General features: G+C 58.8%; 17 protein-coding genes and 1 pseudogene. 7 read left to right on the forward strand and 11 right to left on the reverse strand.

What is annotated here, in order from left to right; genetic code table 11:
- Positions 1-162: 162 nt before the first annotated feature.
- The 6 genes from glgX to glgA form a co-directional block, all read right to left on the reverse strand.
- Positions 163-2,313: a glycogen debranching protein GlgX gene (gene glgX / locus NA637_RS01665; protein WP_256070696.1), complete on the reverse strand. Its 2,151-nt coding sequence runs from the start codon at positions 2,311-2,313 to the stop codon at positions 163-165.
- Positions 2,314-2,418: 105 nt separating this feature from the next.
- Positions 2,419-2,811 carry a DUF2934 domain-containing protein gene (locus tag NA637_RS01670; RefSeq protein ID WP_256070697.1) on the reverse strand — a complete coding sequence of 131 codons (393 nt, stop codon included), beginning with the start codon at positions 2,809-2,811 and terminating at the stop codon, positions 2,419-2,421.
- Positions 2,808-5,621 carry a malto-oligosyltrehalose synthase gene (locus NA637_RS01675; RefSeq protein WP_256070698.1) on the reverse strand — a complete coding sequence of 938 codons (2,814 nt, stop codon included), beginning with the start codon at positions 5,619-5,621 and terminating at the stop codon, positions 2,808-2,810. The genes NA637_RS01670 and NA637_RS01675 overlap by 4 nt, the downstream gene beginning before the upstream one ends.
- On the reverse strand, positions 5,618-7,696 hold the full coding sequence (gene malQ / locus NA637_RS01680) for a 4-alpha-glucanotransferase (protein WP_256070699.1): 2,079 nt from the start codon (positions 7,694-7,696) through the stop codon (positions 5,618-5,620). Before malQ ends, NA637_RS01675 begins: the two co-directional genes overlap by 4 nt.
- Positions 7,696-9,477, reverse strand: coding sequence for a malto-oligosyltrehalose trehalohydrolase (gene treZ / locus NA637_RS01685; RefSeq protein WP_256070700.1), 1,782 nt, complete (start codon positions 9,475-9,477; stop codon positions 7,696-7,698). The genes malQ and treZ overlap by 1 nt, the downstream gene beginning before the upstream one ends.
- 12 nt (positions 9,478-9,489) lie before the next feature.
- Positions 9,490-11,040, reverse strand: a complete 1,551-nt coding sequence (glgA, locus tag NA637_RS01690) for a glycogen synthase GlgA (RefSeq protein WP_256070701.1) — start codon at positions 11,038-11,040, stop codon at positions 9,490-9,492.
- Between the two features lie 301 nt (positions 11,041-11,341).
- On the opposite strand from glgA, the gene NA637_RS01695 reads away from it, so the two are divergent.
- The gene (locus NA637_RS01695) at positions 11,342-11,842 is read left to right on the forward strand and encodes a CinA family protein (protein WP_256070703.1); all 501 of its coding nucleotides are present in this window, start codon (positions 11,342-11,344) and stop codon (positions 11,840-11,842) included.
- A 91-nt stretch (positions 11,843-11,933) separates the two neighbouring features.
- Here NA637_RS01695 and NA637_RS01700 read toward each other — a convergent pair whose 3' ends face one another.
- Positions 11,934-13,046 (reverse strand): mechanosensitive ion channel family protein, encoded by a 1,113-nt coding sequence (locus NA637_RS01700; protein WP_256070711.1) that lies wholly within the window; start codon positions 13,044-13,046, stop codon positions 11,934-11,936.
- A gap of 184 nt (positions 13,047-13,230) precedes the next feature.
- Here NA637_RS01700 and NA637_RS01705 point away from each other — a divergent pair, with 184 nt between their 5' ends.
- On the forward strand, positions 13,231-13,761 hold the full coding sequence (locus NA637_RS01705; RefSeq protein WP_256070704.1) for a ferritin-like domain-containing protein: 531 nt from the start codon (positions 13,231-13,233) through the stop codon (positions 13,759-13,761).
- A 32-nt stretch (positions 13,762-13,793) separates the two neighbouring features.
- Here NA637_RS01705 and NA637_RS01710 read toward each other — a convergent pair whose 3' ends face one another.
- The gene (locus NA637_RS01710) at positions 13,794-14,075 is read right to left on the reverse strand and encodes a DUF1652 domain-containing protein (protein WP_256070705.1); all 282 of its coding nucleotides are present in this window, start codon (positions 14,073-14,075) and stop codon (positions 13,794-13,796) included.
- Between the two features lie 272 nt (positions 14,076-14,347).
- On the opposite strand from NA637_RS01710, the gene NA637_RS01715 reads away from it, so the two are divergent.
- The 3 genes and pseudogenes from NA637_RS01715 to ligD all read left to right on the forward strand — a co-directional run bounded on the left by NA637_RS01715 (position 14,348) and on the right by ligD (position 18,281).
- Positions 14,348-14,665, forward strand: a complete 318-nt coding sequence (locus NA637_RS01715) for a hypothetical protein (protein ID WP_256070706.1) — start codon at positions 14,348-14,350, stop codon at positions 14,663-14,665.
- Between the two features lie 56 nt (positions 14,666-14,721).
- Positions 14,722-15,489: pseudogene (locus NA637_RS01720) on the forward strand (DNA polymerase ligase N-terminal domain-containing protein); the annotation flags it as partial.
- Positions 15,490-15,686: 197 nt separating this feature from the next.
- The gene (ligD, locus tag NA637_RS01725) at positions 15,687-18,281 is read left to right on the forward strand and encodes a DNA ligase D (protein WP_019751555.1); all 2,595 of its coding nucleotides are present in this window, start codon (positions 15,687-15,689) and stop codon (positions 18,279-18,281) included.
- Between the two features lie 350 nt (positions 18,282-18,631).
- Here ligD and NA637_RS01730 read toward each other — a convergent pair whose 3' ends face one another.
- Complete coding sequence (locus NA637_RS01730) at positions 18,632-18,907, reverse strand: helix-turn-helix domain-containing protein (protein WP_019751556.1); 276 nt, start codon at positions 18,905-18,907, stop codon at positions 18,632-18,634.
- A gap of 90 nt (positions 18,908-18,997) precedes the next feature.
- Between NA637_RS01730 and NA637_RS01735 the strand changes: the two genes are divergently transcribed.
- Together NA637_RS01735 and NA637_RS01740 are read left to right on the forward strand one after the other, a co-directional pair.
- The gene (locus NA637_RS01735; RefSeq protein ID WP_019751557.1) at positions 18,998-19,414 is read left to right on the forward strand and encodes a hypothetical protein; all 417 of its coding nucleotides are present in this window, start codon (positions 18,998-19,000) and stop codon (positions 19,412-19,414) included.
- A 690-nt stretch (positions 19,415-20,104) separates the two neighbouring features.
- Positions 20,105-20,236, forward strand: a complete 132-nt coding sequence (locus tag NA637_RS01740) for a YHYH domain-containing protein (RefSeq protein ID WP_110096711.1) — start codon at positions 20,105-20,107, stop codon at positions 20,234-20,236.
- Between the two features lie 278 nt (positions 20,237-20,514).
- Here the strand turns inward: NA637_RS01740 and NA637_RS01745 are convergent, their stop codons facing one another.
- Entirely contained in the window at positions 20,515-20,844 is a 330-nt protein-coding gene (locus NA637_RS01745) for a DUF2790 domain-containing protein (protein ID WP_019751558.1), read from the reverse strand.
- A 243-nt stretch (positions 20,845-21,087) separates the two neighbouring features.
- Entirely contained in the window at positions 21,088-22,416 is a 1,329-nt protein-coding gene (locus tag NA637_RS01750) for an OprD family porin (RefSeq protein WP_019751559.1), read from the reverse strand.
- Between the last annotated feature and the right edge of the window lie 54 nt (positions 22,417-22,470).

Here is a 22,470-nt window from a genome sequence, read left to right on the forward strand (position 1 = left end):
TGGGTTGGGACTTGGGTTGCATTGCGGGGTTCAATACCGCACGTCGAGATCAAACGAACGGTTGAGGGATTAATTCAACAGTGCGCTGCAGATAGGAAAAAGCCCCGTTACCCGGGGCTTTTTCAGCTGCTTCGACTCGGATCAAAGGCAAGCGCTTTAGCTTCACTCTTCTTCTTTGATCAGCTCGAACAACAGCAGCGAACGGCCGGTCAGTGTGTATTCATTATTGAAATCGAATCGCTCGGCGCGCGCGTTGGGGTTGTTGGTGTCAATCAGGCGATTCCAGTAGATGCCTTGCGGTACTTCCGGCAGGGTGAAGTTCACCACGTCATGATGGGCGTTGACGATCATCAGCAGGGTCGCGTCCGAACCGGTCCTGCGGATGCCGGTAGGCTGGGCACGGCCGTCCAGCAGCATGCCCATGCAGCGGTTGTTGCCATCCTCCCAGTGCTCGACTGTCATTTCTTCTGCGTGAGGTGCAATCCAGCTCACGTCCTTGACGCCCAGTTCTTCGTTGTAGGCACCGACCAGAAAGCGTCCACGGCGCAGCATCGGGTAGCGTTGACGCAGGCGGATCAGTTTCCGGACGAAGGATTGCAGTGTCCGGCCTTCTTCCGGGATATCCCAGTTGACCCAGCCGATTTCGCTGTCCTGGCAATAGGCGTTGTTGTTGCCATGTTGGGTGCGAGCGAACTCGTCGCCCGCGACGATCATCGGGGTGCCCTGGGAGAACAGCAGCGTTGCAAAGAAGTTGCGCATCTGACGGAAGCGCAGTTCGCGGATCTCGGGGTCGTCAGTCGGACCTTCTACGCCGTGGTTCCAGGAAATGTTGTTGTCGCTGCCATCGCGGTTGTCTTCATCGTTGGCTTCGTTGTGTTTGTCGTTGTACGACACCAGGTCGTTCAGGGTGAAGCCATCATGTGCAGTAATGAAATTCACCGAGCTGAATGGACGACGGCCCCGCTGGTTGAACAGATCGCCCGACCCCGTCAGGCGCGCGGCGAAGTCCGGCAACTGATCAGCATCACCTTTCCAGAAGGCCCGAACGGTGTCGCGATACTGGTCATTCCATTCGGCCCAACCCGGCGGGAAGCCGCCCACCTGATAGCCACCAGGGCCGCAGTCCCAAGGCTCTGCGATGAGTTTGGTCTTGGTGAGGACCGGGTCCTGGCGGCACGCCACGAGGAAGCCGTGGCGCTCGTCAAAGCCGTCATGTTCCCGACCCAGGATGGTGGCCAGATCGAAGCGGAAGCCGTCGACATGCATTTCCTCGGCCCAGTAGCGCAGTGAGTCGGTAACCATCTGCACCACGCACGGGTGGCTCATGTCCAGGGTATTGCCAGTGCCGGAATCGTTGATGTAATAGCGCTTCTCATCGGGTATCAGGCGGTAGTAAGAGGCGTTGTCGATGCCGCGCATGGACAGGGTGGGACCCAACTCGTTGCCCTCCGCGGTGTGGTTGTAGACCACGTCGAGGATGACCTCCAGATCAGCGTTATGCAGGTGCGCGACCATTTCCTTGAATTCGCTGATCTTACCGCTTGCCAGGTACTTCGGATGAGGCGCGAAGAAGGCGATGCTGTTATAGCCCCAGTAGTTGGTCATGCCCTTTTCGAGCAAGTGTTGGTCCTGGACAAATGCATGGATGGGCAGGAACTCCACCGAAGAGACGCCGAGCTTGCGGATGTAATCAATGACGTCCGGCGTCTTGAAGCCGCCGAATGTCCCGCGCATGTCTTCGGCTACTGAAGGGTGCTGCATGGTGAAACCGCGCACGTGGGTTTCATAAATGATCGTGCGGTCCCAGGCCACCTGAACCGGTCGGTCATGACCCCAGGTGAACGCCGGGTCGATGATCTTGGACTTCGGTACGAAGGGCGCGCTGTCGCGCTCGTCGTAGCTCAGGTCAGCATCGGCGTGGCCGATGGTGTAGCCAAAGAGCGCCTCGGACCATTTCAGCCCACCGACCAGCTGCTTGGCATAGGGGTCGATCAGCAGTTTGTTCGGGTTGAATCGGTGGCCGGCATCCGGCTCGTAAGGCCCATGCACCCGGTAGCCATAGATCTGCCCCGGATGAGCATCAGGCAGGTAGCCGTGCCAGATCTCATCGGTGTATTCGGGCAGCTCGATTCGCTCGAGTTCGGTTTTACCATCACTATCGAACAGACACAGCTCAACCTTTGTGGCATTCGCGGAAAAGATCGCGAAATTAACCCCTAATCCGTCCCAGGTGGCGCCCAGCGGGAAGGGCTGTCCTTCGCGAATACGTGAAGGCACCAGAATTTGAGGCGCCGCAGGTTTGTTTCTACTCATGAAATCTCCGATGGCAACGCTAGGTAGGTGCTGTGCAAGGTGAAGAGTCGTCTCAGTCTGCCAACCCTCTTCGAGGGCTGGTTAGGTTTCGTGGCGCGGCGTTGTTCAGCTTTCTTTTTTGGCTCGGGGCGCGCGAGTCTTCTTCACGCCTTCCGGTGTGCCTTCGGCTGCGTCGGTACCCGCCTTGGCTTTTGCGCGTGCAGTTCCCTTGGTTGGGGCGACCGCTGGCTTGGCTGGCTTGGCGTCTGTCGGTTCCTTGATGTCCTTTGCAGACTTGGCTGCTTTGGCCGGCTTGGCTGATTTTTCAGCAGGCGTTGCATCCGTTGGTTTGGTGACTGCCCTGGGGGTTCTTGCCGGCTTGGTATCGGACGTATCGTTTTCCGCCTCGGCCAGCTTGCGTGCCATCTCCCAATGGCGTGTATCTTCACCGTGCGGACGGCCTTCCGATACCCAGATGCCATACGCCAGTTCGCGAATGCGCTGCTCTTGTTTAGTCATCGTTCGGATTCTCCTGTTGAACTGTTTGTTAGCTGTAAAAGCGCAAAAGGAAGATGCTGCAAAACTTCAGTCACGCTCAACCTTTCTTGTTTGGCTGTGACTGCCATTCCGTCAAAAAGTCGCTCCAGCGCATGACCGCTCAGCGTATCGGGCAATCGAACATGGGTGTCGCCCCAGCGCTCGGCCGGGATACTGGGTGTCGTGCTGTCGCCGAGCAGGCCGCTGGCCAGACGCGCTGCTACCACAATCAACCAACTGCCATCGAGCTCACGGGCAAAGGCGATGAGGCTCTCGGCGTGCTCACCCTCGACCTGCAACGGCAGGTAGCGGCCCGCGGTGAATAACTGAGGTTGGACCCGACGCAGCTTGAGCGTGCGCCCGATCAGCCATTGCTTGATGCGCCCGTCCTGCCAGTTCTCCATCAGTTCGGTCGGTTGGGCATCCGGCCGGAAGGTGGCGCGACGGGTATCGAAATCGACCGGGCGGCGGTTGTCGGGGTCGACCAGACTGAAATCCCAGTAATCCGCACCTTGATAGAGATCGGGCACGCCTGGAGTGGTCATCCGCAGGAGCGTCTGAGTAAGGCTGTTCAACGCGCCGGCAGGTGCCAGCTCATGGGCAGCCGCCGCGATGTCGTCCCGCAGCGTTTTGCACTCGTCGCCCAGAAGCAGCGCTCGCAGGTAATGCTGGCACGCGCCTTCGTAGTCACTGTTTGGATCGGTCCAGGTGCTGCGCAACTTGGCCTCGCGTACGGCCTTTTCCTGCCATTGGATCATCCGCTCACAGAAGGTCTCCATGGCCGGCTTGTCGTCGGTGTTCAGAGCCAGCGGCCAGCAGCCGAGCAACACCTGAAACAGCAACATTTCATCGCCAGCAGAAGGCGCCGTCCCATCGGGCAGTTCCTGACGCTGGCCATAGGCGAGCTGGCGCCAGTGGCGCACTTTGCTGGCGAACCATTCGGCACGCTCGCTGATCACGGTCATCCGAGCACGGGTGTCTTCGCCGCGTTTGTGGTCGTGGGTGGCCGTGGTCAGCAGGTTTCGAGGGAAATGTTCGGCACGCGCCAGGCACTCGGCATGAAAGGTGTCGACAGACGCGCTGAAGGTCTGCGGATCGAAGCCGACGTCGTTGCGTGACAGCAGCGCGCCGGAGCGGTAGCAGGCGGTGTCTTCCACGGCCTTGGCGGCAGCCGGCGAGGTCAGTTGCTGGAACCGGGTGCAGGCATGTCGGCGGATGCGCCGTGCAGGTCCCGGCGGCAACGAGCGAAGGTCTTCGCCGCCCAACCAGCGGTCAAGATGATCGAGCAGCGGCCAATCGGCCTCGCCCAGTGTGGTCCGGGCTCCGGCCAACGCCTGTTGGAAGAAAGGCTCGTCAGCCTCGCGCCGGCCGCGCGCGGAAATGTAGGTGCGATAGACGGGAAAGTGAACAATCAGCTCGAGCAACGCGCGGCGGATAGCGCCCAGGGTAATGTCGCGGGTCATCACGTCATGCCGCGCAACCTGTAGCAGTGCCTGGGCGACGGTTTCGAAGTCGCCGGCCAGCGGCCCGGTGAGCACCAGTTGCCGAGCCTGGCGGACCTCCTCCATGAAATCCGCGGGGCGGTCGGCGGTTTCGCTCCACAGCGAGCAGAGCACGGATTTGCCAGCTGGATCGTGCTGCAGCAAGGATACCTGATTCATGAATTCATAGCCGGTGGTGCCATCGACACCCCAGTCATCATGCAGGCGCTCACCTTCGGCGAGAATCTTCTCGACGTAGATCGGCACATGATCCTGTTCGGCGCCTTCGGGACGTGCGGCATTGAGCCTATCGACACGGCGCCGCAGACGGCGGCAGTAACCGCGCGGATTGGCCAAACCGTCGATGTGGTCGATGCGCAGCCCGTCGACCAATCCTTCGCTGATCAGCTCGAAAATCTTCGCGTGGGTTTCCTCGAACACCACCGGTCTCTCCACACGCAGGCCACCCAGCTCGTTGATGTCGAAGAAGCGGCGCCAGTTTATGTCGTCGCCTGCGGTGCGCCAGCTGGCGAGACGATAATGCTGCCGTTCGAGCAGCCCGTGAAGCCGTTTGAATCCTTCTTCGGTGGTCGAGTCGTAGTGCCGGAGCGCACTTTCGAGTGTCTGCCGCGTGGCGCTGTCTTCCAGCAGTCGCGCCAGATCCGCGCGCAACTGGCGGGCGGTTTGGTACGGCGCGGGCTCGGTCTTCAACGCGTCGAAATGCTGCGCCAGGGTGCGCAATTCCGGTTGGTCGGTCAGGCGCAGGATTTCGCCGTAGGTCGGAGGCGAAATCGGGAAGCGGTGCTCGTAGTGCTCGGCATAGAACGCACCATTATCGATGTCCAGCTTCAGGGGGATCTTGCCTTGCTGCAAGGCTTCGCCGTAGTCACTGCCAAGGAAAGGAACCAACAGTTGGCCTTCGAGCAGCGGATCAGGCGAGTTCCACTGAATGTCGAAGAACTGCGCATAGGGGCTACGGCGGCCCCATTCGAGCACGTCGAGCCACCAGGGATTGCCCGAGCCACCCACCGCCATGTGGTTGGACACGATATCCAGTATCAGGCCCATCCCTTTGGCCCGCAGGGCGTCGACCAGGCGCCGTAGTGCGGGCTCGCCGCCCAGTTCCGGATTGATCCGGGTAGGGTCGATGACATCGTAGCCGTGCATCGAGCCGGGGCGGGCCGTCAACAGGGGCGACGCGTACAGATGACTGATGCCCAGGTCAGCGAAGTAATCGACCAGTGCGGTAGCATCGTCGAGGGTGAAGTCACGATGGAACTGCAGTCGCAACGTGGCGCTAAGGTCTCTCATCGATGTTTAGTTCCAATAGCCTGCTCGCGCGCACTGGAGAGGAGCTCCAGGCGGCGGGAGCAGGCGGGGTCGTCAAGCATGGTGGCGCTGTCACCGGGATAGCGGCGGCGCCAGTTGGGATGGGTGTCGACAATACCCGGCATGTTCGGCTGTTCGAGCAGGCCCAGGGCGTCCTCAACCGGGAACAGCACCAAGGGGGCCGGCGAGCGTCCGAGGCACACCGCGCAGGCGTCGGCCAGGACGTCGGGATCGGTGAGGTCGCCCTTGACGCTCGGCGCATACTCGCGCAACAGCCGCAGCAGCCCGGCGCGCTCGCGCTCGCGCTCCTCCAGCTGCGCCGGGCGCTCGTCTTCACGGTGCTGGCCGACGCGGATACGCCAGTCGATATCGTGGGCCTTCCACCAACCTTCAATGGTGGGCAGGTCATGCGTGGTGGACGTAGCGATTGCACTGGCGGGCCATTCTTCGAGCGGCTTGAACGTGCCGTTGTCATCGCGTTCGAAGAACAGTACACGCATGCCCAGCAGCTTGCGCGCCGCTAACTTTTCACGTAGCCCTTCGGGCACGGTGCCGAGGTCTTCACCGAGCACTACGGCGTTGCGCCGCCAGGCTTCCAGCGTGAGCAGCCGTAGGAGGTCATCGAACGGGTAGTTGAGGTAAGCGCCTTCGGTAGGGCCGGCGCCCGCTGGCATCACCCACAGGCGCATCAGGCCCATCACATGGTCGATGCGGATGCCACCGGCATGCGCCAGATTGGCCCTTACCATTTCGATGAACGCGCGGTAACCATGGGCCTTCAAGCCCCATGGGGAGAACGCTGAGATTCCCCAGCTCTGCCCGTGGCGATTGATGATGTCTGGCGGTGCACCCACGCTGAGTGCTGCCAGCACTTCGTCCTGGCGGCTCCAGGCCTGACTGCCGCCACCGTCGGCTCCGACGGCCAGGTCGCTGATCAGGCCGATCTTCATTCCGGCACTGCGTGCGGCAATCTGGGCCCGCTCAAGTCCACGGGCGATCAACCATTGGCAGAACGCGTAATAGCTCACCTCGGCGGCGTTTCGTTGCGCGAACTGTTCGACGGCAGGGCTCTGGGGCGTGCGGTATTCCTCGGGCCAGTCACGCCAGTGTTGCGGATAACCTTCGGGACTGAGCAGGGCGGCATGTAGCGCCTCGAAGCGGCAATGATTTTCCAGCGCCTCACCACCGGTCTCGCGGAAGCTGTCGAAGTCTGCCTGCTGAGCGTTGCCGCCTGTGGAGAAATCCTCGTACAGCGTGCGCAGCAGGCACTGCCGGGCTTGCGAGGCGGCATCCCAATCGATCAGTTCGAGCGACTCGAGGCGCTGCAGCTCGTCGGCAAGCCCGCAGGACTCGATTGCCATGCGCAGCGGCTTTTCACCCAGCACGCTGCCAGGTGCGCTGTGCAGAATGTTGTAGAACAGCCGGCTCGACGGTGAGTACGGGCTGTATTGCTGGCTGTTGCCTGTGAACATCGCATGCACAGGGCTGATGCCCAAAGCGTCGGCTCCATGTGCCGCCGCGTTGCGTGCAACCGCTTCGAGCGCCTGGGTATCGCCGAGCCCGCCGTCACCCGGACGCCGCAGCCCGTAAAGCTGCACCGTGACTCCCCAGGCGGCCGGGCCGGCCACGTCCTCGACGCTTGGGCAGGCGACTGGCGCAACGGCGAGCGTCAGCTGCTGGTCGGCGATGTTCAGCTGGTGATAGCCGGGTACATCAATGGCGGCAAGGCGCGACTGGGCGTCCAACGTGCCGTCCTGCTGGCTACCGTCTTCGAGCGTCAGGCTGTAACGGGAGGACGGTTCAAAATATTGACCGAGATCCAGCGCTGCGCCCAGGTCGAATGTCAGCAGCGGTGGCACGCTAGCGGCCCCTGCGCCAGCGTCCAGTTTGTCCAGGCTGCGTTCGATCTGATCATCGCTGTCGGCCGGTAGCCCCAGCCCGCCAAGCACGGCACGCAAGACCGCCGGCTTGACCCGTTGGTCCTTGCCGTCTGCATCAACCCATTCGATGGACAGGCCAGCCGCCTCGGCCAGGCGGTTCAGTCGTTCATCGCTCATTAAGACACTCCTGCAGAATCGAGCAAATACATCCTGGCGGTGTGCGCAGGTATCGTGTCAGTGCCGCCTGAATCGCCTTCACGGCTGCTGTGCAGCAAGCGCGTATTCGCAGCGGGCGGCGTAACGGCAAGGTCCTTGGCGCTCAAATTGAGCTCCAGGCGCAGTTCGTTGCCGTCGCCCAGTTGCCAACGCGCCAACGCAGCGGCGTCGCCCAAGGCTTCAGCGCCGAGGAAGCGCGAGCCTTCCAGGCGCGGCACGATTTCGGCGTGGCGAAGCTGGAGCAGCTGGCGATACAAGCGCAGCCATTCGGCGTGTTCAGGCTCGTCGCGCTTGCTGAAATCGGGTTTGGAGGCCTCGTACGTCTCCAGCGCATTTGGATCGGGAATGCGCTCGCGGGTGTGCTCGTCGGCGAATTCGGCAAATTCCGCAAACTCACCACGGCGCCCCTCGCGTACGGCATCGGCTAGCTCGCCGTGGTGGCTGGTGAAGAACAGGAAGGGTTCGCGTGCGCCCCATTCCTCGCCCATGAACAGCAGCGGCACCATGGGGGAGAGCAGCAGCACGGTAGTCGCCGCCTTCAATGCATCCGCTGGCGCCAGGTTGATCAGGCGCTCGCCGAATGCCCGGTTACCGGTCTGGTCGTGGTTCTGCAGAAACAGGACGAACGAAGTGGGGGGCAGGTGGCCGCTCGGTTCGCCACGCGATTCGCCACGGCGATTCTCCTGGCCCTGGTAGATGAATCCTTCGCCAAGGAAGCGCACCAGCTTGTTGGTCGAGTCCCTATGGTAGTCGCCGTAATAGCCCTGGCTCTCATCGGTGAGCAGGGTGTGCAGGACGTTATGGCCGTCGTCGTTCCACTGGGCCGTAAAGTCATCCGCAAGCAGGCTGGCAAGGTTGTGTTCGTTCTCGAGTACCAGATGCACATGGCGACCAGGCTCGACTTCCGCACGCACGCGTTCAGCCAGTTCAGGCAGGAAGGTCCGGTCGGGAATGGCGTGGACAGCGTCCATGCGCAGCCCGTCGAAGCGATAGTCCATCAACCACATCAGCGCGTTGTCGATGAAGAAATCGCGCACTTCGCGGCGGCGGAAATCGATTCCATCCCCCCAGGGCGTCTGCTGGTCGTGGCGAAAGAAATGCGTGGCGTAACGGTGCAGATAGTTGCCGTCCGGGCCGAAGTGATTGTAGACCACGTCGATGAACACCATCAGGCCCAGGCCATGGGCGGTGTCGATCAGGTGCTTGAGCTCATCGGGTGTGCCGTAGGAGGCCTCCGGCGCGTAGAGCAGGACGCCGTCATAGCCCCAGTTACGGTCACCCGGAAATTCGGCGAGCGGCATCAACTCGATGGCCGTGACGCCGAGATCAGCCAGTGCCTGAAGACGTTGCTCGATCTGCGCATAGCCGCCATAGCTGCCAACGTGCAGCTCGTAGAGCACGGTTTCGTGCCAGGGGCGGCCTTGCCAATCCGTGTTGCGCCACAGGTAGGCAGCAGGATCGACGACCACGCTCGGGGCGTGCACATCAACCGATTGTGCCCGCGACGCAGGGTCCGGCACCTGGAGCTCATTGTCGATCAGGAAACTGTACTGTGTGCCGGCGCCGACATCGGCCTCGACGCTGTACCAGCCATCAGCGCCTTCCTGCATGGGCAGCGTATCGCCGCCGACTACCACCAGGCTGACGCTTTGCGCGTCTGGTGCCCAGAGCCTGAACCGGGTATGGGAATCATCCAGTAGCACCGGTCCGTGTTGCCCGTTGCGCGAGGGCCTGTTCTGCATTGATCAACCTCATTAGATAGTGGCACTGACCTCGCGTCGTCCGCCCAACAGGCGCTGGTACAACTGGTCATAGGGTTCGATCGCGTGGCTCCAGAAAAATCCCCCGCTCATGGCACGGCAGCGCATGGCATTGAGCAATTGGGTATTCTGATGCACCGCCAGGGCGCGTTCGACGGCGCCGCGATAGCTGTCGACGGTGGCTTCGCTGAACAGAAACCCGGTGACGCCGTCGTCAATGCTGTCCGCCAGGCCGCCGGTGCGGTGGGCTATCGGCAAGGACGCAAAGCGCTGGGCGTACATCTGGCTCAGGCCGCACGGCTCATAGCGCGATGGCATGAGCAGGAAGTCACTGCCGGCGAACAGGCGACGGGCGTCGGTTTCGTTGAAGCCGATACGCGCACCGACGCGGCCTGGAAAGCGCTCGACAAGGCGCCGCACTTGGTCTTCGATATGCGGATCGCCACGGCCCAGGATCGCCAGCTGGCCACCGTGCTCGACAATGGCGGTGGCAACCTCGATGGTCAGGTCGATGCCTTTTTGATGCACCAGGCGTGAAACCACGCAGAACAGCGGACCGTTTCCTTCATCCAGCGCGAACAGCTTGCGAACATGCGCTGCGTTGGCTTGTTTGCCCGACCAGTCATTCGGGCCGAGCGGGCTGACCAGATGAGAACAGCTGCGCGGCTCCCAGCTTTCTTCGATGCCGTTGAGCAAGCCGGTGAGCAGGCCCTGGCGTGCCTTCATGCTGAGAAAACCCTCCATGCCGCAACCGAATTCCGGCGTGGTGATTTCCCGGGCGTAAGTCGCACTGACAGTGGTGACCTGATTCGCATAGGCGATTCCGGCCTTGAGTAGCGACAGCGAGCCGTAGAACTCCATGCGCTCGGGACCGCAGCCTTCCAGGGGGATTGCCAGGGAGCGGCGCAGGCTCATGTCGATGTTGCCCTGGTACGCCAGGTTGTGGATGGTGAATACGCTTGGCGTGGTCAGGCCGCGCCAATGCATGTAGGCGGGTGTGAGCCCAGTCGGCCAGTCATGGGCATGGACCAGATCAGGTGTCCAGCGGATACCTGCCGTGCCATCGGCAATATCGGTTGCAGCCATGCACAGGCGGGCAAAGCGCAGCGGATTGTCCGGCCAATCCTGGCCATGCTCATCGCCATAAGGCAGGCCGTCGCGCTCGTAGAGGTCCGGGCAGACCACCACGTAGATGATCAGGCCATCCGGCATGTCCAGGCGGCCGATTCGGCTCGGCGGCAGATCAGCGCGGGGCGTCACGCTGCCAACGATACGAATCGGCTCGCCGCACTGCATCACTTGTGTGTAGCCGGGAATGAGCACGCGCACGTCATGCCGATCACCGAGGGCCCGGGGCAGGGCTGCGGACACATCGGCCAGGCCGCCGGTCTTGACCAGGTCGGTCAATTCGGATGTCACAAAAAGGATCTTTTTCTTGTCGTCCTGGGTGCTGCGCAATTGCAGCAAGGGACGTTCAGCCGGCGGCGCCAGGCGTTGTGCAATGTTCAAGCGGACGGGGCGGGTGTCCGCAGCTGCAATACTCATAAGTTTACCTCTCCCCAAGCGGCCAGCGTCTCTAGCAGGCCTGCTTTAAGCACGTTTCTTCCACGCAGCACCACTCGGAGCGCTGCAAGCCATGAGCACGGCAAAGCTGATTTTCTGTACTGGAGCCGCGCGAGGAGCGGCGTAGAGCTGCGCTGGCCCTACCTTGAAAAAAGACCCGGTCGCTGCGAAATAGTTCTTGCCTGTACACCGAGTGCGGAGGGTCGGAACTTTGCCTCCGATTATCGCCTCGGAAATCTGACTGACGCTAGATTTTTCCAAGCTGAAAGCCGGAGCCAATACCATGCAAGACCTTGCTGAAATCGTGCGGTTTCTTCGTGACAAACAGATGACGTTGACCACTGCGGAATCCTGCACTTGTGGCCTGATGGCCTCCCTGTTAGGCGACATCCCAGGTTGTGGCAAGGCGCTCGACAGCGGATTTGTCGTCTATTCGCCGAAGGCGAAGAACCGTCTGCTGCATGTCAGCTTCGAAACCATCGAAACCTTTGGCCTTACCAGCGAAGAGGTCGCCACCGAAATGGCCATCGGCGCGCTGAACGCCAGCGTCGCCGACATGGCCATTGCAAACACTGGCGTGGCCGACGACAACGAAGAGGATGCCGGCGGCACGCAGTGTTACGCCTATGCGCTGATGCAAGGGGAGCGCCAAGTGAGCATCAGCGAAACCGTTCAGTTCGAAGGTGATCGTGTGTCGATTCGTAAGCAGGCGGCTCGCTACGGGCTAGAGCAGTTGCCGAGCAAATACGCGCAGCTGCTGCGTAAACTGCGGGAGCATGAATGACTCGACATCGACCGCCTTCACGCACCGACACACGACCAGTTCGTCGCCTAATGCCCGGTATTGCAGCACAGCCGGTGCATGTCCACTGCGGTCACACCGGCGGCTGACGTTCGGGCTCGACATGGTCGGAAACTGAGTGGTCGACGCTTGGCTTCCGGCCCACGTTGAGGTCCGCTCGCAGCTGCGGCAGGGAGCCGGGATATTCGCGCTGGATGAATTTGATCAAGGCCTCCCGCAGGTGACAGCGCAGGTCCCAATTGCGCGATGAGTCCGGTGAACTGACCAGCACCCGGACCTGTATCGACTTTTCACTGCTGTCGGTGACCTGCAGCACGATCACGCGCCCGTCCCACAGCTCCGGCACCTCCTGGCACAGCCGCCGCAGTTCCTCGCGCACGGGTTCCAACGGCAGCGAATAATCGACCCAGAGAAATATCGAGCCGATGATGCTTGAATTGCGCCGCGTCCAGTTCTGGAAGGGCTTTTCGATGAAGTATTGCAGCGGCACCACCAGCCGCCGGTCATCCCAGATCCGCACCACTACGTAGGTGCCGGTAATCTCCTCGATTCGCCCCCACTCGTTTTCAACGATCACCACGTCATCCAGGCGAATCGGCTGGGTGATCGCAATCTGAATCCCCGCGATCAGGTTGGCCAGCACTGGGCGAGCGGCGAAGCCAACGGCCAGGCCCGCGAGACCCGCCGATGCAAGCAGGCTAGCGCCGAACTGGCGAGCGCCCGGAAAGGTCATGAGCATTCCCGCGGCACCGATCAAGACGATGAAGAAGCTCAGTGTCCGCAATAGCACCCGCGACTGGGTCTGGATCTGCCGTGCGCGCAGGTTGTCGCTGACGTCGACGGGGTTTCTCAACCGCACCGCCTGCTCAAGCCCGCGTATCAGCCGCATAGCCAGCCAGGTGAAGCAGGCAATCATGACCAGCGCGGCGAGGCGCCGGGCGAGGCTGATCAGCGCCAGTTCGTCGCTGGCCGCCGTCAGCACGGCTTGCAGGCCGAGCAGCGGCAGCAATACCCGAATGGGTTTTTCCAGCTGTTCGGAGACGGCCTTGGTGAGAAGAAAACCGCGGCCAAGCCGTAGCATCACCGCCGTCAGCACCCGGCTGAACACGCTCAGCGGCACCACCACGAAGGCTGCTGCCAGCAGCGTGCGCAATGCGGGCTCGGTTATGTAGCGCTCCCATTGCAGGAGAAAATCAAAGGTTTCGATACGCCAGCTCCGCGTTGATGACTGCATTAATGACTGGTCGCGGCTCTGCAAGTTCATGCCAGAGATGCTGTCAGTCGGATACGCGGAACTCCCACGTGCAGTCCGTTTCACATTAACAAGAGGTGTGAACCTGATCGCTATCGAAAACCATGGGAGAGACGACATGCAAAGTGCACAAACCGGAAATGATGTCCGCGGCGAACGCTTGATTGAATGGTTGCGTGATGCTCACGCAATGGAAGCCCAGGCTGAGTCCATGCTCAGCAAGCAGGCCAGCCGCATCGAGCACTATCCCGAGCTGAAGGCACGTATCGAGCAACACATCACCGAAACCCAGAACCAGGCCAAGTTGATCGAAACCTGCTTGCAGCGGTACGACAAGTCCTATTCGGGCTTCAAGGATCTGGGGGGCAAGATGATGGCGATGGGGCAGGCCATGGGCGGAATGATGGTCAATGACGAAATCGTCAAAGGCGCGCAGATGGGCTACGTCTTCGAGAACCTGGAGATCGCCTCCTACGAAATCCTGATCGCCGCTGCCAAGGCCGTAGGCGATACGCAGACCGAGGAAATCTGCACTCGCATTCTGGCTGAAGAAGTTGCGATGGCCGACTGGATGCGCAGTCATCTTGCGGAGTTGACTCAAGCCTATCTGACCCGTGCGCAAACACCCAACACCGAGGCCAAGCGCTGAAAGAGCAGCCGTTGGCCGAGCGGCAGCCTGGGCTACCGTTCGGCCACTTTTGCCGGGAGCGAGTCGTTCGTCAGACCACCACGAGTCGCGTATAGCTCGAAACGCAATTCCTGGGCGAGCCGTACGAGGTTGGCTGCATCGCGACATTGATCATCGGTGATGCCGAGCACGGTCAGCTCCTCTCCATCCAGATGTTCTTCGTAGAGTCGGACGGTGACGCGGCTGTCTTCCTGGGCATGACAATCGCAGCGGAACGGATGAAGGTAGTTGCGCAGGACGTTCTCTATCGTCAGCAGAGGTAGACGCGAAGCCATGATCCTTCCTCCCATCGTGTGTCCAGGTTCAGCGAGGCTACTCGCAGCCAGATGCCGCGGCTTGATACCCGCTGCATGTGTCAACGCTAGCAGGACCTGTCTCGTTGTAAATACCGTTTTGCCACCGCTCGGCAGAAGGGCAACCGCGGCGCAAAGGCTGCCGTTGCGCCTGCTGAAGGGTTCGACTTGTTTGGCATCACGCTACCCACCCGCAATCATGGGCCTGGCCGTTTCGGGCGCCGCGGTCCCTCATAGGCAGAGAGGATGCAACGATGAAATTATTACTGACATCAATTTTCGCCAGCGTTATAGCCTCATCGGCGTTTGCTCAATGGCCCGCCGGCACGCCTGAGGACGAGAAGGGCGCGCGACCCAGCCCGATGGGCAATCCAACGCCGCAGGAAACCCTCGAGACCCGCAAGAACAACCAGGGCCGCACGGTGACGGAGGACGGTGATCCAGTCGCCACACCACCGGCTACCGAAGGTGAGTCTGACCCGGACGTGAAAGATCCATCCGTTCAACCGGGTCGCCACTCCAGCCACGGCGGCCCGACGGATTCCGCCTCGGACCCGGGCTCGCTTGAATAGGAGCCCAACCGCCGCCCAGCCGAAGCCAATCGTTCGCGCACCACGGAGGCTGTGCCATGGCGCTTGACGAGTACAACCGAAAGCGTGATTTCGCCGCGACCCCCGAACCCGGTGGCGAGGCGAAGGCCGCCCGCAAACGCGGCGAACCGCACGCGCTGCAGTACTGCATCCAGAAGCACGATGCGACACGGTTGCATTATGACTTCCGCCTCGAACTCGACGGCACGCTGAAAAGCTGGGCGGTCCCCAAGGGACCTTCGCTGGATCCCAAGTCGCGTCGGTTGGCGGTGCACGTCGAGGACCATCCGCTGGACTACGCGACCTTCGAAGGCACCATCCCGGCGGGCCATTACGGCGCGGGGGATGTGATCGTCTGGGATCGTGGCATCTGGATTCCGCAGGGCGATCCGCAGGAAGGTTATCGCAAGGGCAAATTGAAATTCGCCCTGGAGGGGGAAAAGCTCAGCGGCACCTGGAACCTGGTGCGCACTCGCATGGACGGCGGCAAGGAACAATGGTTTCTGATCAAGTCGAACGATGAGGCGGCGCGCTCCGAGCAGGAGTACGACATCGTCAAGGAGCAGCCCGATAGCGTGCTCAGCGATCGGACCCTGATTCCGCGCAAGCGCGGCAAGGCCAAGCTCGAAGTCGATGCCAAACCGGTCAAGCCGGTCAAGACGCCGGTGGCACGCAGCCGCAAGACACCCGCGCAAGCGACGCTTTCCGGAGCCAAACCCGCCCCCTTACCTGACAGCATCAAGCCGCAGCTGGCAACCCTGGTCGAGTCGGTGCCCGACGGCGATTGGCGCTATGAAGTCAAGTACAAATAGGTACCAGCCCAGCTGTTGCGTTTGAGAAGCCTTATTTTTCTATCTGAGCTGTTTACGGTGTTGCGATTGAAAAAATGCACCCGTTGCGTTTCGCGTCGAGATCTATCACCCAGCCTCACAGCTGTAAATTTCAAAATGCTGAGTTCAGGTGAGGCGAAGGTCGATGTTGTAAGCACTCTGCGGAGGGCATCATGGAAAAGAAGCTCGAAAAATACAACAAAATGCGTGATTTCAAGGAGAGTCCAGAGCCTGCTGGCCTCACAAAATCTAGCAGGCGCAAGGGCAAAGCGCATGCATTGCAGTTTTGCATTCAGAAGCATGATGCCTCGCGCTTGCATTACGACTTTCGCTTAGAGTTGGACGGTACGCTCAAGAGTTGGGCGGTACCAAAGGGGCCGTCACTGGATCCCAAGGTCAAGCGCCTGGCGGTGCATGTCGAAGACCATCCGCTGGATTACGCTACCTTCGAAGGCAGCATACCCGAAGGCCACTATGGTGCTGGCGACGTCATCGTCTGGGACCGCGGCATGTGGATTCCTCTGGGCGACCCGGTCGAGGCCTACGCAAAGGGCCGCCTCAAGTTTGAACTGCAGGGCGAGAAGCTGAGCGGTCTATGGAACCTGGTTCGCACGCACATGCCGGGCAAGCAGGAGCAATGGTTTCTTATCAAGCATCAAGACAGTTCCGCTCGGCCTGAAGATATTTACGACGTGGTTGTCGCCGAACCCGACAGCGTGATCAGCGAACGGGCAATCGTTGCCAAATCACCCAACACATCAATTACAGCCAAGGCCAAGCCCACCAAGAAAGCTGCAGAGCCTGTACGGCAAACAAAGCTCTCGCCACTCACCGGTGCGCGCAAGGCGAAACTGCCGGGCTACATCAAGCCGCAGCTGGCGACTCTGGTGGAAAAGCCTCCTAGCGGTCGATGGATCTATGAGTGCAAATTCGATGGTTTTAGGATGCTTGCCAGGATAGAAGATCAAAAGGTTCGACTCTTTACACGAAACGGGCACGACTGGACCCACAAATTGCCAAGGCAGGCCAAGGCATTGCTTTCCTTAGGATTGAATTCAGCTTGGCTAGACGGTGAAATTGTGGTCATCGACGACCAAGGCATACCGGATTTTCAGGCCTTGCAAAACGCTTTCGAGGCAGGCCAGAGTGGCAATATCTTCTATTACTTGTTCGATCTGCCCTATTTCAATGGCGTGGACCTGCGCGAGGTGCCGGTCGAGGAACGCCGGGCTGCGCTCTTGGCGATCCTAAAGTCCGGCAAAGAGCCCCTACTGCGTTTTTCCGAGGCCTTCATCGAAGACCCTAATGACTTGCTCACCAGCGCCTGTCATATGCAGTTGGAGGGTCTGATCGGCAAGCGCCTCGGCTCGTCCTACGCTTCTGGGCGCAGCAGTGACTGGATTAAACTCAAGTGTAAGCGTCGCCAGGAATTCATCATCGTTGGCTTCACCGATCCCACAGGCTCACGCAATGCATTCGGCGCCCTGCTCCTGGGGCTGCATGATCGAGACAGCGGTGAGTTGCGCTACGTCGGCAAAGTCGGCACCGGGTTTACGGAGGCGACTCTCAAGAGCATCCATGATCGAATCAAGCCTCTCCGAACCAAGAAACCTGCAGTGGCTAACCCGCCCAGAAGTGCAGAGCTCACTCGTGTGCATTGGCTTAAACCGCAGTTGCTGGCAGAAGTGGCCTATGCCGAAATGACCAAGGACGGCTCGGTGCGTCATGCGGTGTTCCATGGCCTTCGTGATGACAAGCCTGCCAGCGACATCACGGTGGAGCAGCCGACTATCATTAAAAATATCCATGGGAAAAATATCGATGCCAAAGCTTCCTCAGCCAAGAAGAAGGCCCCGACTGCGCCGTCTCAGATCAATTCTGAACATAGCAAGATACACATCACCCACCCGGATCGCGTCATTGACGCTACCAGCGGCACAACCAAAGTCCAACTCGCGGAATATTACGCAAGCGTGGCCGAGTGGATTCTCCCGCAGCTCAAGGACCGCCCTGTAGCTTTAGTGCGAGCGCCTGATGGAATTACCGGAGAACTGTTTTTCCAGAAGAACGCCGAGCGCCTTAAGGTTCCCGGCATCATCTCCCTCGATCATAAACTCACGGGCCAGCCAATGATGGTCATTAACAACGTCGAGACCTTAATAGGGGCGGTGCAGATCAACACAGTCGAGCTACATACCTGGAACGCCACCTCGGACCATCTCGACAAACCTGACCGCTTCGTCCTTGACCTCGACCCGGACCCGGCGCTGCCATGGAAAAGTATGGTCGAAGCCACCCAGCTGACACTCACAGTGCTCGATGAGTTGGGGCTCAAGGCGTTCCTCAAGACTAGCGGCGGTAAGGGAATTCACTTGGTGGTACCGCTGACCCGCAAGCATGGCTGGGATGAGGTCAAGAACTTCAGCCACGCTATCGTCAGCCACATGGCTAAAATGCTGCCTGAGCGATTTTCCGCAGTATCAGGGCCGAAAAACCGTGTCGGGCGGATCTTCATCGATTACCTGCGCAACGGATTGGGCGCGACCACGATCTGCGCCTACGCAGCGCGGACCCGCGAGGGGCTGCCTGTGTCGGTTCCGATATTTCGAGAAGAAGTGAAGGAGCTTAAGGGCGGTAACCTGTGGAACATACAAAATGTGCTTGGGCGATTGGCTGAAGTAGGCAATGAACCTTGGGCGGACATAAAGAAAACCCGGCAGACGATTACTGCCGAGATGCGCCGGCGGGTGGGCATGAAGAAGCTCTGACCCTGAGCCTATAAACCTACGATTGGGAATTTGGGCTTGAGTTGACCATGATGTTACCTGCCCGTGACCAGGGGTTTCGTCCGACTTGAACAGTCATGACCTCTATCTGGGAATGGAGTTTTCAATTCGCCCCCCACAAGCGCTGATGCGTCAATGCATGCCGCTAACCAGGCACATGAGCGTGTACGCGAGGGTGGACAGCTTTTCCAACCCCGCTCCAGATTGCCGAGAGGAATGCGGCTTTGAGGTGTTAGTGGCCTGTCGCAAAGGCTGCTAACTACCTTTTCTGTATGTGCATATTTCACCAGCTGCAGTCTGCATCAGCAGGCTAAGCCTACAATGTTGAGTCTTCAGTGCTCATCACCAATTTCGGTTCGGACGCGGGCTAGCAGCTCGTCAAGACTGCCCCCAGATTGCAGCAAAAAACCCTCAGCTAAAATGCTAAGCGGGTGCACACCCATCATGTCGGCAATTGAGGTCAGTTTGTTGACTGTTACCCCTTTCATCCCCCGCTCCAAGGAGCTGATGTAGGTTCGACTGCTGATGCTGCCAAAGTCCTCCTGTGTCAAGCCCTTACGAACACGAGCATTTCGTAGCGCTTGGCCCATGGCGTCATTCAGTTCCATTTGCGACTCCTGCAAAAGGAACGATGAGGCGTCATTGAACACTAAAGAACTACAATCTATAGTGTTCATTTTCGGTACGAGGTGGCCTGCATGTTCGTGACTCATCCAGGCGCTGAGCTTCGCGGCAGCCTTCACTTCCCTGACGGCAGTAGGCAATGGGCGATCGTTGAGCAGGAGCTGGCCTTACCTTGGCTGTATGTGTGCATTAGGCAGCTGGATAACACCTTTGATTTTCAGCGGATGATGCTCGTTTCTTGCGTGGATCACTTTCGCCAGCTACTGGAAAGCCTTCCCGCCAACGCGACCGTGACTTGCGTCATGAGCGTAATGCCTAGCGATGATGGCTCAGGCACGTGGACAATGGTGCCTGTTCAAGCCATTGAGTTGCATGAGATCAATGAGCGGTTAATGTTCTTGATCGATCTCGCCAACGGTACTCGATATGAGGAACCAGTCAGGGTTATGAGGCTCCCTTGCAGTCAGCGAATTGTCTATCGCGCAGGCTGATGAGTGAACCAGAGAACTGTGGCCGAGCCGGCATACTCCGCTCCCCCTGCCGCACTCACAGACAACCGCATCGCCATTTCAAGCAGCTGTCGACCACTGCAGTCTCGTGTTAGCATCAATACCGAGATTAGCCCCCACGCCTCGGACAGGTTCCTTTGATCTGTACTGCGCACCAGGGGGTTAGTTTTTTCTGAGCCACGACCTTGCGCAGTCTTTGTACCCGCCTTTTCCCCTACAGCCACTGCGTTCGGGCTGAGGGTGTAAACCACTTTTTTTCACTGTAAACCACTGTGGTTTACAGTGAAAAAAAGTGGTTTACAAGGCTGGGTAGAATCGGGGGGGGTCCGCCCTTCCGACTACGTTGCCAGTCAAAGTCAACAAGGTTATTGACCTGCCACAATTCTCGGCACACAGGCCGTATTTACCTATGGCTTAGTGCAGCCCTCTTTGCACGCGGGGTCCTCCGCACCCTCCGACTGATGCATGCTGTTCGTCAACGCCGGCCCGCGTTCAAGGCTGACGGTAGCGACTGACTCAGTGACTTGCAGCACAAGATGACGTCAGCAACGCGGTCCAAATTCAGGTCATTCATCAGCTTCCGGTGAGTAAGGCTTGGTGAATGACGGCGTTTCGCCATATCCTTCGCGAGTGGCGTATTGCCACCACAAAACTACACATGGAGTGAGCAAAATGAAGATCGTTTCCCTCGTGATCGCCGCTGTCCTTTCGTTTTCTTCAGTAGCCGCGGTTGCACACAGCGGCGGGACGGATTCCAAGGGGTGTCATACAAATCACAAGACAGGTGATCGTCACTGCCACTGAGCAGATTGATAGAAGTTAATTGCGCTGGTGTGCGAACAGCGTACATCAGCGCTACGTGTAGAATATTGACATTCGGACCCTTTACCCTAGGCCTCCGCAGAATTTTCGTCTTGAAACTCTCCGCTATCCCTTTTCACCACCTGCCAGCGAACTGGGGCTCGCTCAGCCCTAGGATGCATTTTTCACTGTAAAATCAGAAAAATTTGTAAACCTGGGATGACTAAGCTCAAACTTTTGACAACCATTTTTGGCGAGCAACCACCAAACCAGCTACATTTTTATTTATTGTTATAGCAATTACCCTTAACAATATATCTCACCATATGCAACTCACCCTTCGAATCTTCAAAGCTCATGATGCTTCGGACGTTTCCGCAATACATGACATTCTGCGAGACATGCACCAGTTTAGCAATATCCATGTCCATGCCATAACGATAATCCTTCAGCTCTGGCATAGGTTTATTAAGGCTCTGAGCATATCGAGCGGTGGCGTCTTTGCCGACTTGTTCCAGTCGGGCATTGATGTCTTTAACGTTGTTCTGCGCACTGACGGAAGCGGCGAAAAAAAATAGTGCGGCAGCGACGAAACCTTTCAAAATATTCATATTTTCCTCCATGCAAAAAAAAGCGCCCATTAAGGGCGCCAAAATTCACCTTTTCCAAAGGAGCACTTGTGCTTCAAAGGTGAATGCGTAGATGTGCCGACGATCGCCACCACATCAGACCACCGTGAAAAACGAGAGCAAGATTTCACAGTGAGATGCTCTTGATGCCTGGTGCTAAATTAGCAAAGTCAGACTAACAGCAGCATGATTGATCAATTACAATTTTGAAAGACCGCGCAATTCTTACAAGATACTGAGTGGGTACTCCACGATCAGGCGGAACTCATCGAGATCAGACTCGAACTGAGTGGATCGGGTGTTTGCTTGACGAATACGGAAGGACATATCCTTCATCGAACCGGTTTGGACGACATACTTGACTTCGATATCACGCTCCCAGCGCTTTTGGTCGGTGAGTGGATTGCCGCCCGCATCTCGACGCATATACACATTGTTTGCGTTCGAGTAGTCAGCGTCCGTACCCTTGCCGTAGCGTGCCATGAAGCTGAGCCCTGGAATCCCGTATTTCGCCATGTTCAGATCGTAGCGAACCATCCAAGAGCGCTCTTTCGGTGAGTTGAAATCGCTGTATTGGATAGAGTTATCCAGGTAGATCGAGTCCGACTGACGGAGATAGTCGAAGTCGTCGTCACCATTATTGCGTTGATGAGTGAGCGACACCGTATGAGCGCCGAAGCGCACACCGACTTTGCCGCTCCAAATGTTATTATCGAACTCACCCAGCAGCTTCTTGCCTTCATCCACGGCACGATAGTAGTTGAAGCCTGCCAGCAGAGCCAGCTCATCAGATATCGGGTAGGTGAACGATGTTCCAAAGTAACTTTGGTCCCACGCATCTTTCAGGCGGCTGGTGTACAAGCTGACAGTCGTGTACTTGTTGAGCTCATAGTCACCGCCGAAGTAGCCAACCCACGGAGAGTTGACTGGTCCTGCGTAGAAGGTAGCAAACGTGTCTCTCATATCGCTTGAGACAGGCTGGCTCATGGAGTGCAGACGACCACCCTGCAGGGTAAGTCCCTTCAAGCTGGTATTAGAGAAGGTAACGCCTCGGAACGATTCTGGCAGTAGGCGAGAATCACCAAACGAGACGACAGGCGTGGCCGGGAACACGTCGCCCGCCTTGATAACTGTATCAAAGGCGCGGGCTTTTACTGCGCCGCCAACCTTGGTGTACTCGTCACGCGCCTTACCTTCACTGTCAACAGGCAGCACATCGAACGAACTACGAGCACCGTTACGGCCACCGCCCGTATCGAGTTTCAACCCGATCATGGCGAAAGCATCAACACCCACACCCACAGTACCTTGAGTGAAGCCGGACTCGAATTTAGCAATAACCGCATGCGCCCACGCTTCGGAATATCCAGCGCCCCCTGCGCCTCGTTCTCCGTTGCGATTGTCCCGGTTGAAATAGAAATTTCGGTTCAGGACGGACAGACTGCTACCTTCAATGAAGCCTTCTTTTTCAGTGGTTTCAGCTGCGTTTGTAAGCGTGCTGGCACCTGCTAACGCGGATAAAACAGCAAGTGAAAGCGTGGCACTTTTCTTCATGATTGCTCCGTACCATGGCAGTTTCTTGTAGGAATAGGCCGGCCATTTATTATT

The organism is Stutzerimonas stutzeri (genome assembly GCF_024448935.1).
GTDB lineage: Bacteria > Pseudomonadota > Gammaproteobacteria > Pseudomonadales > Pseudomonadaceae > Stutzerimonas > Stutzerimonas stutzeri_AO.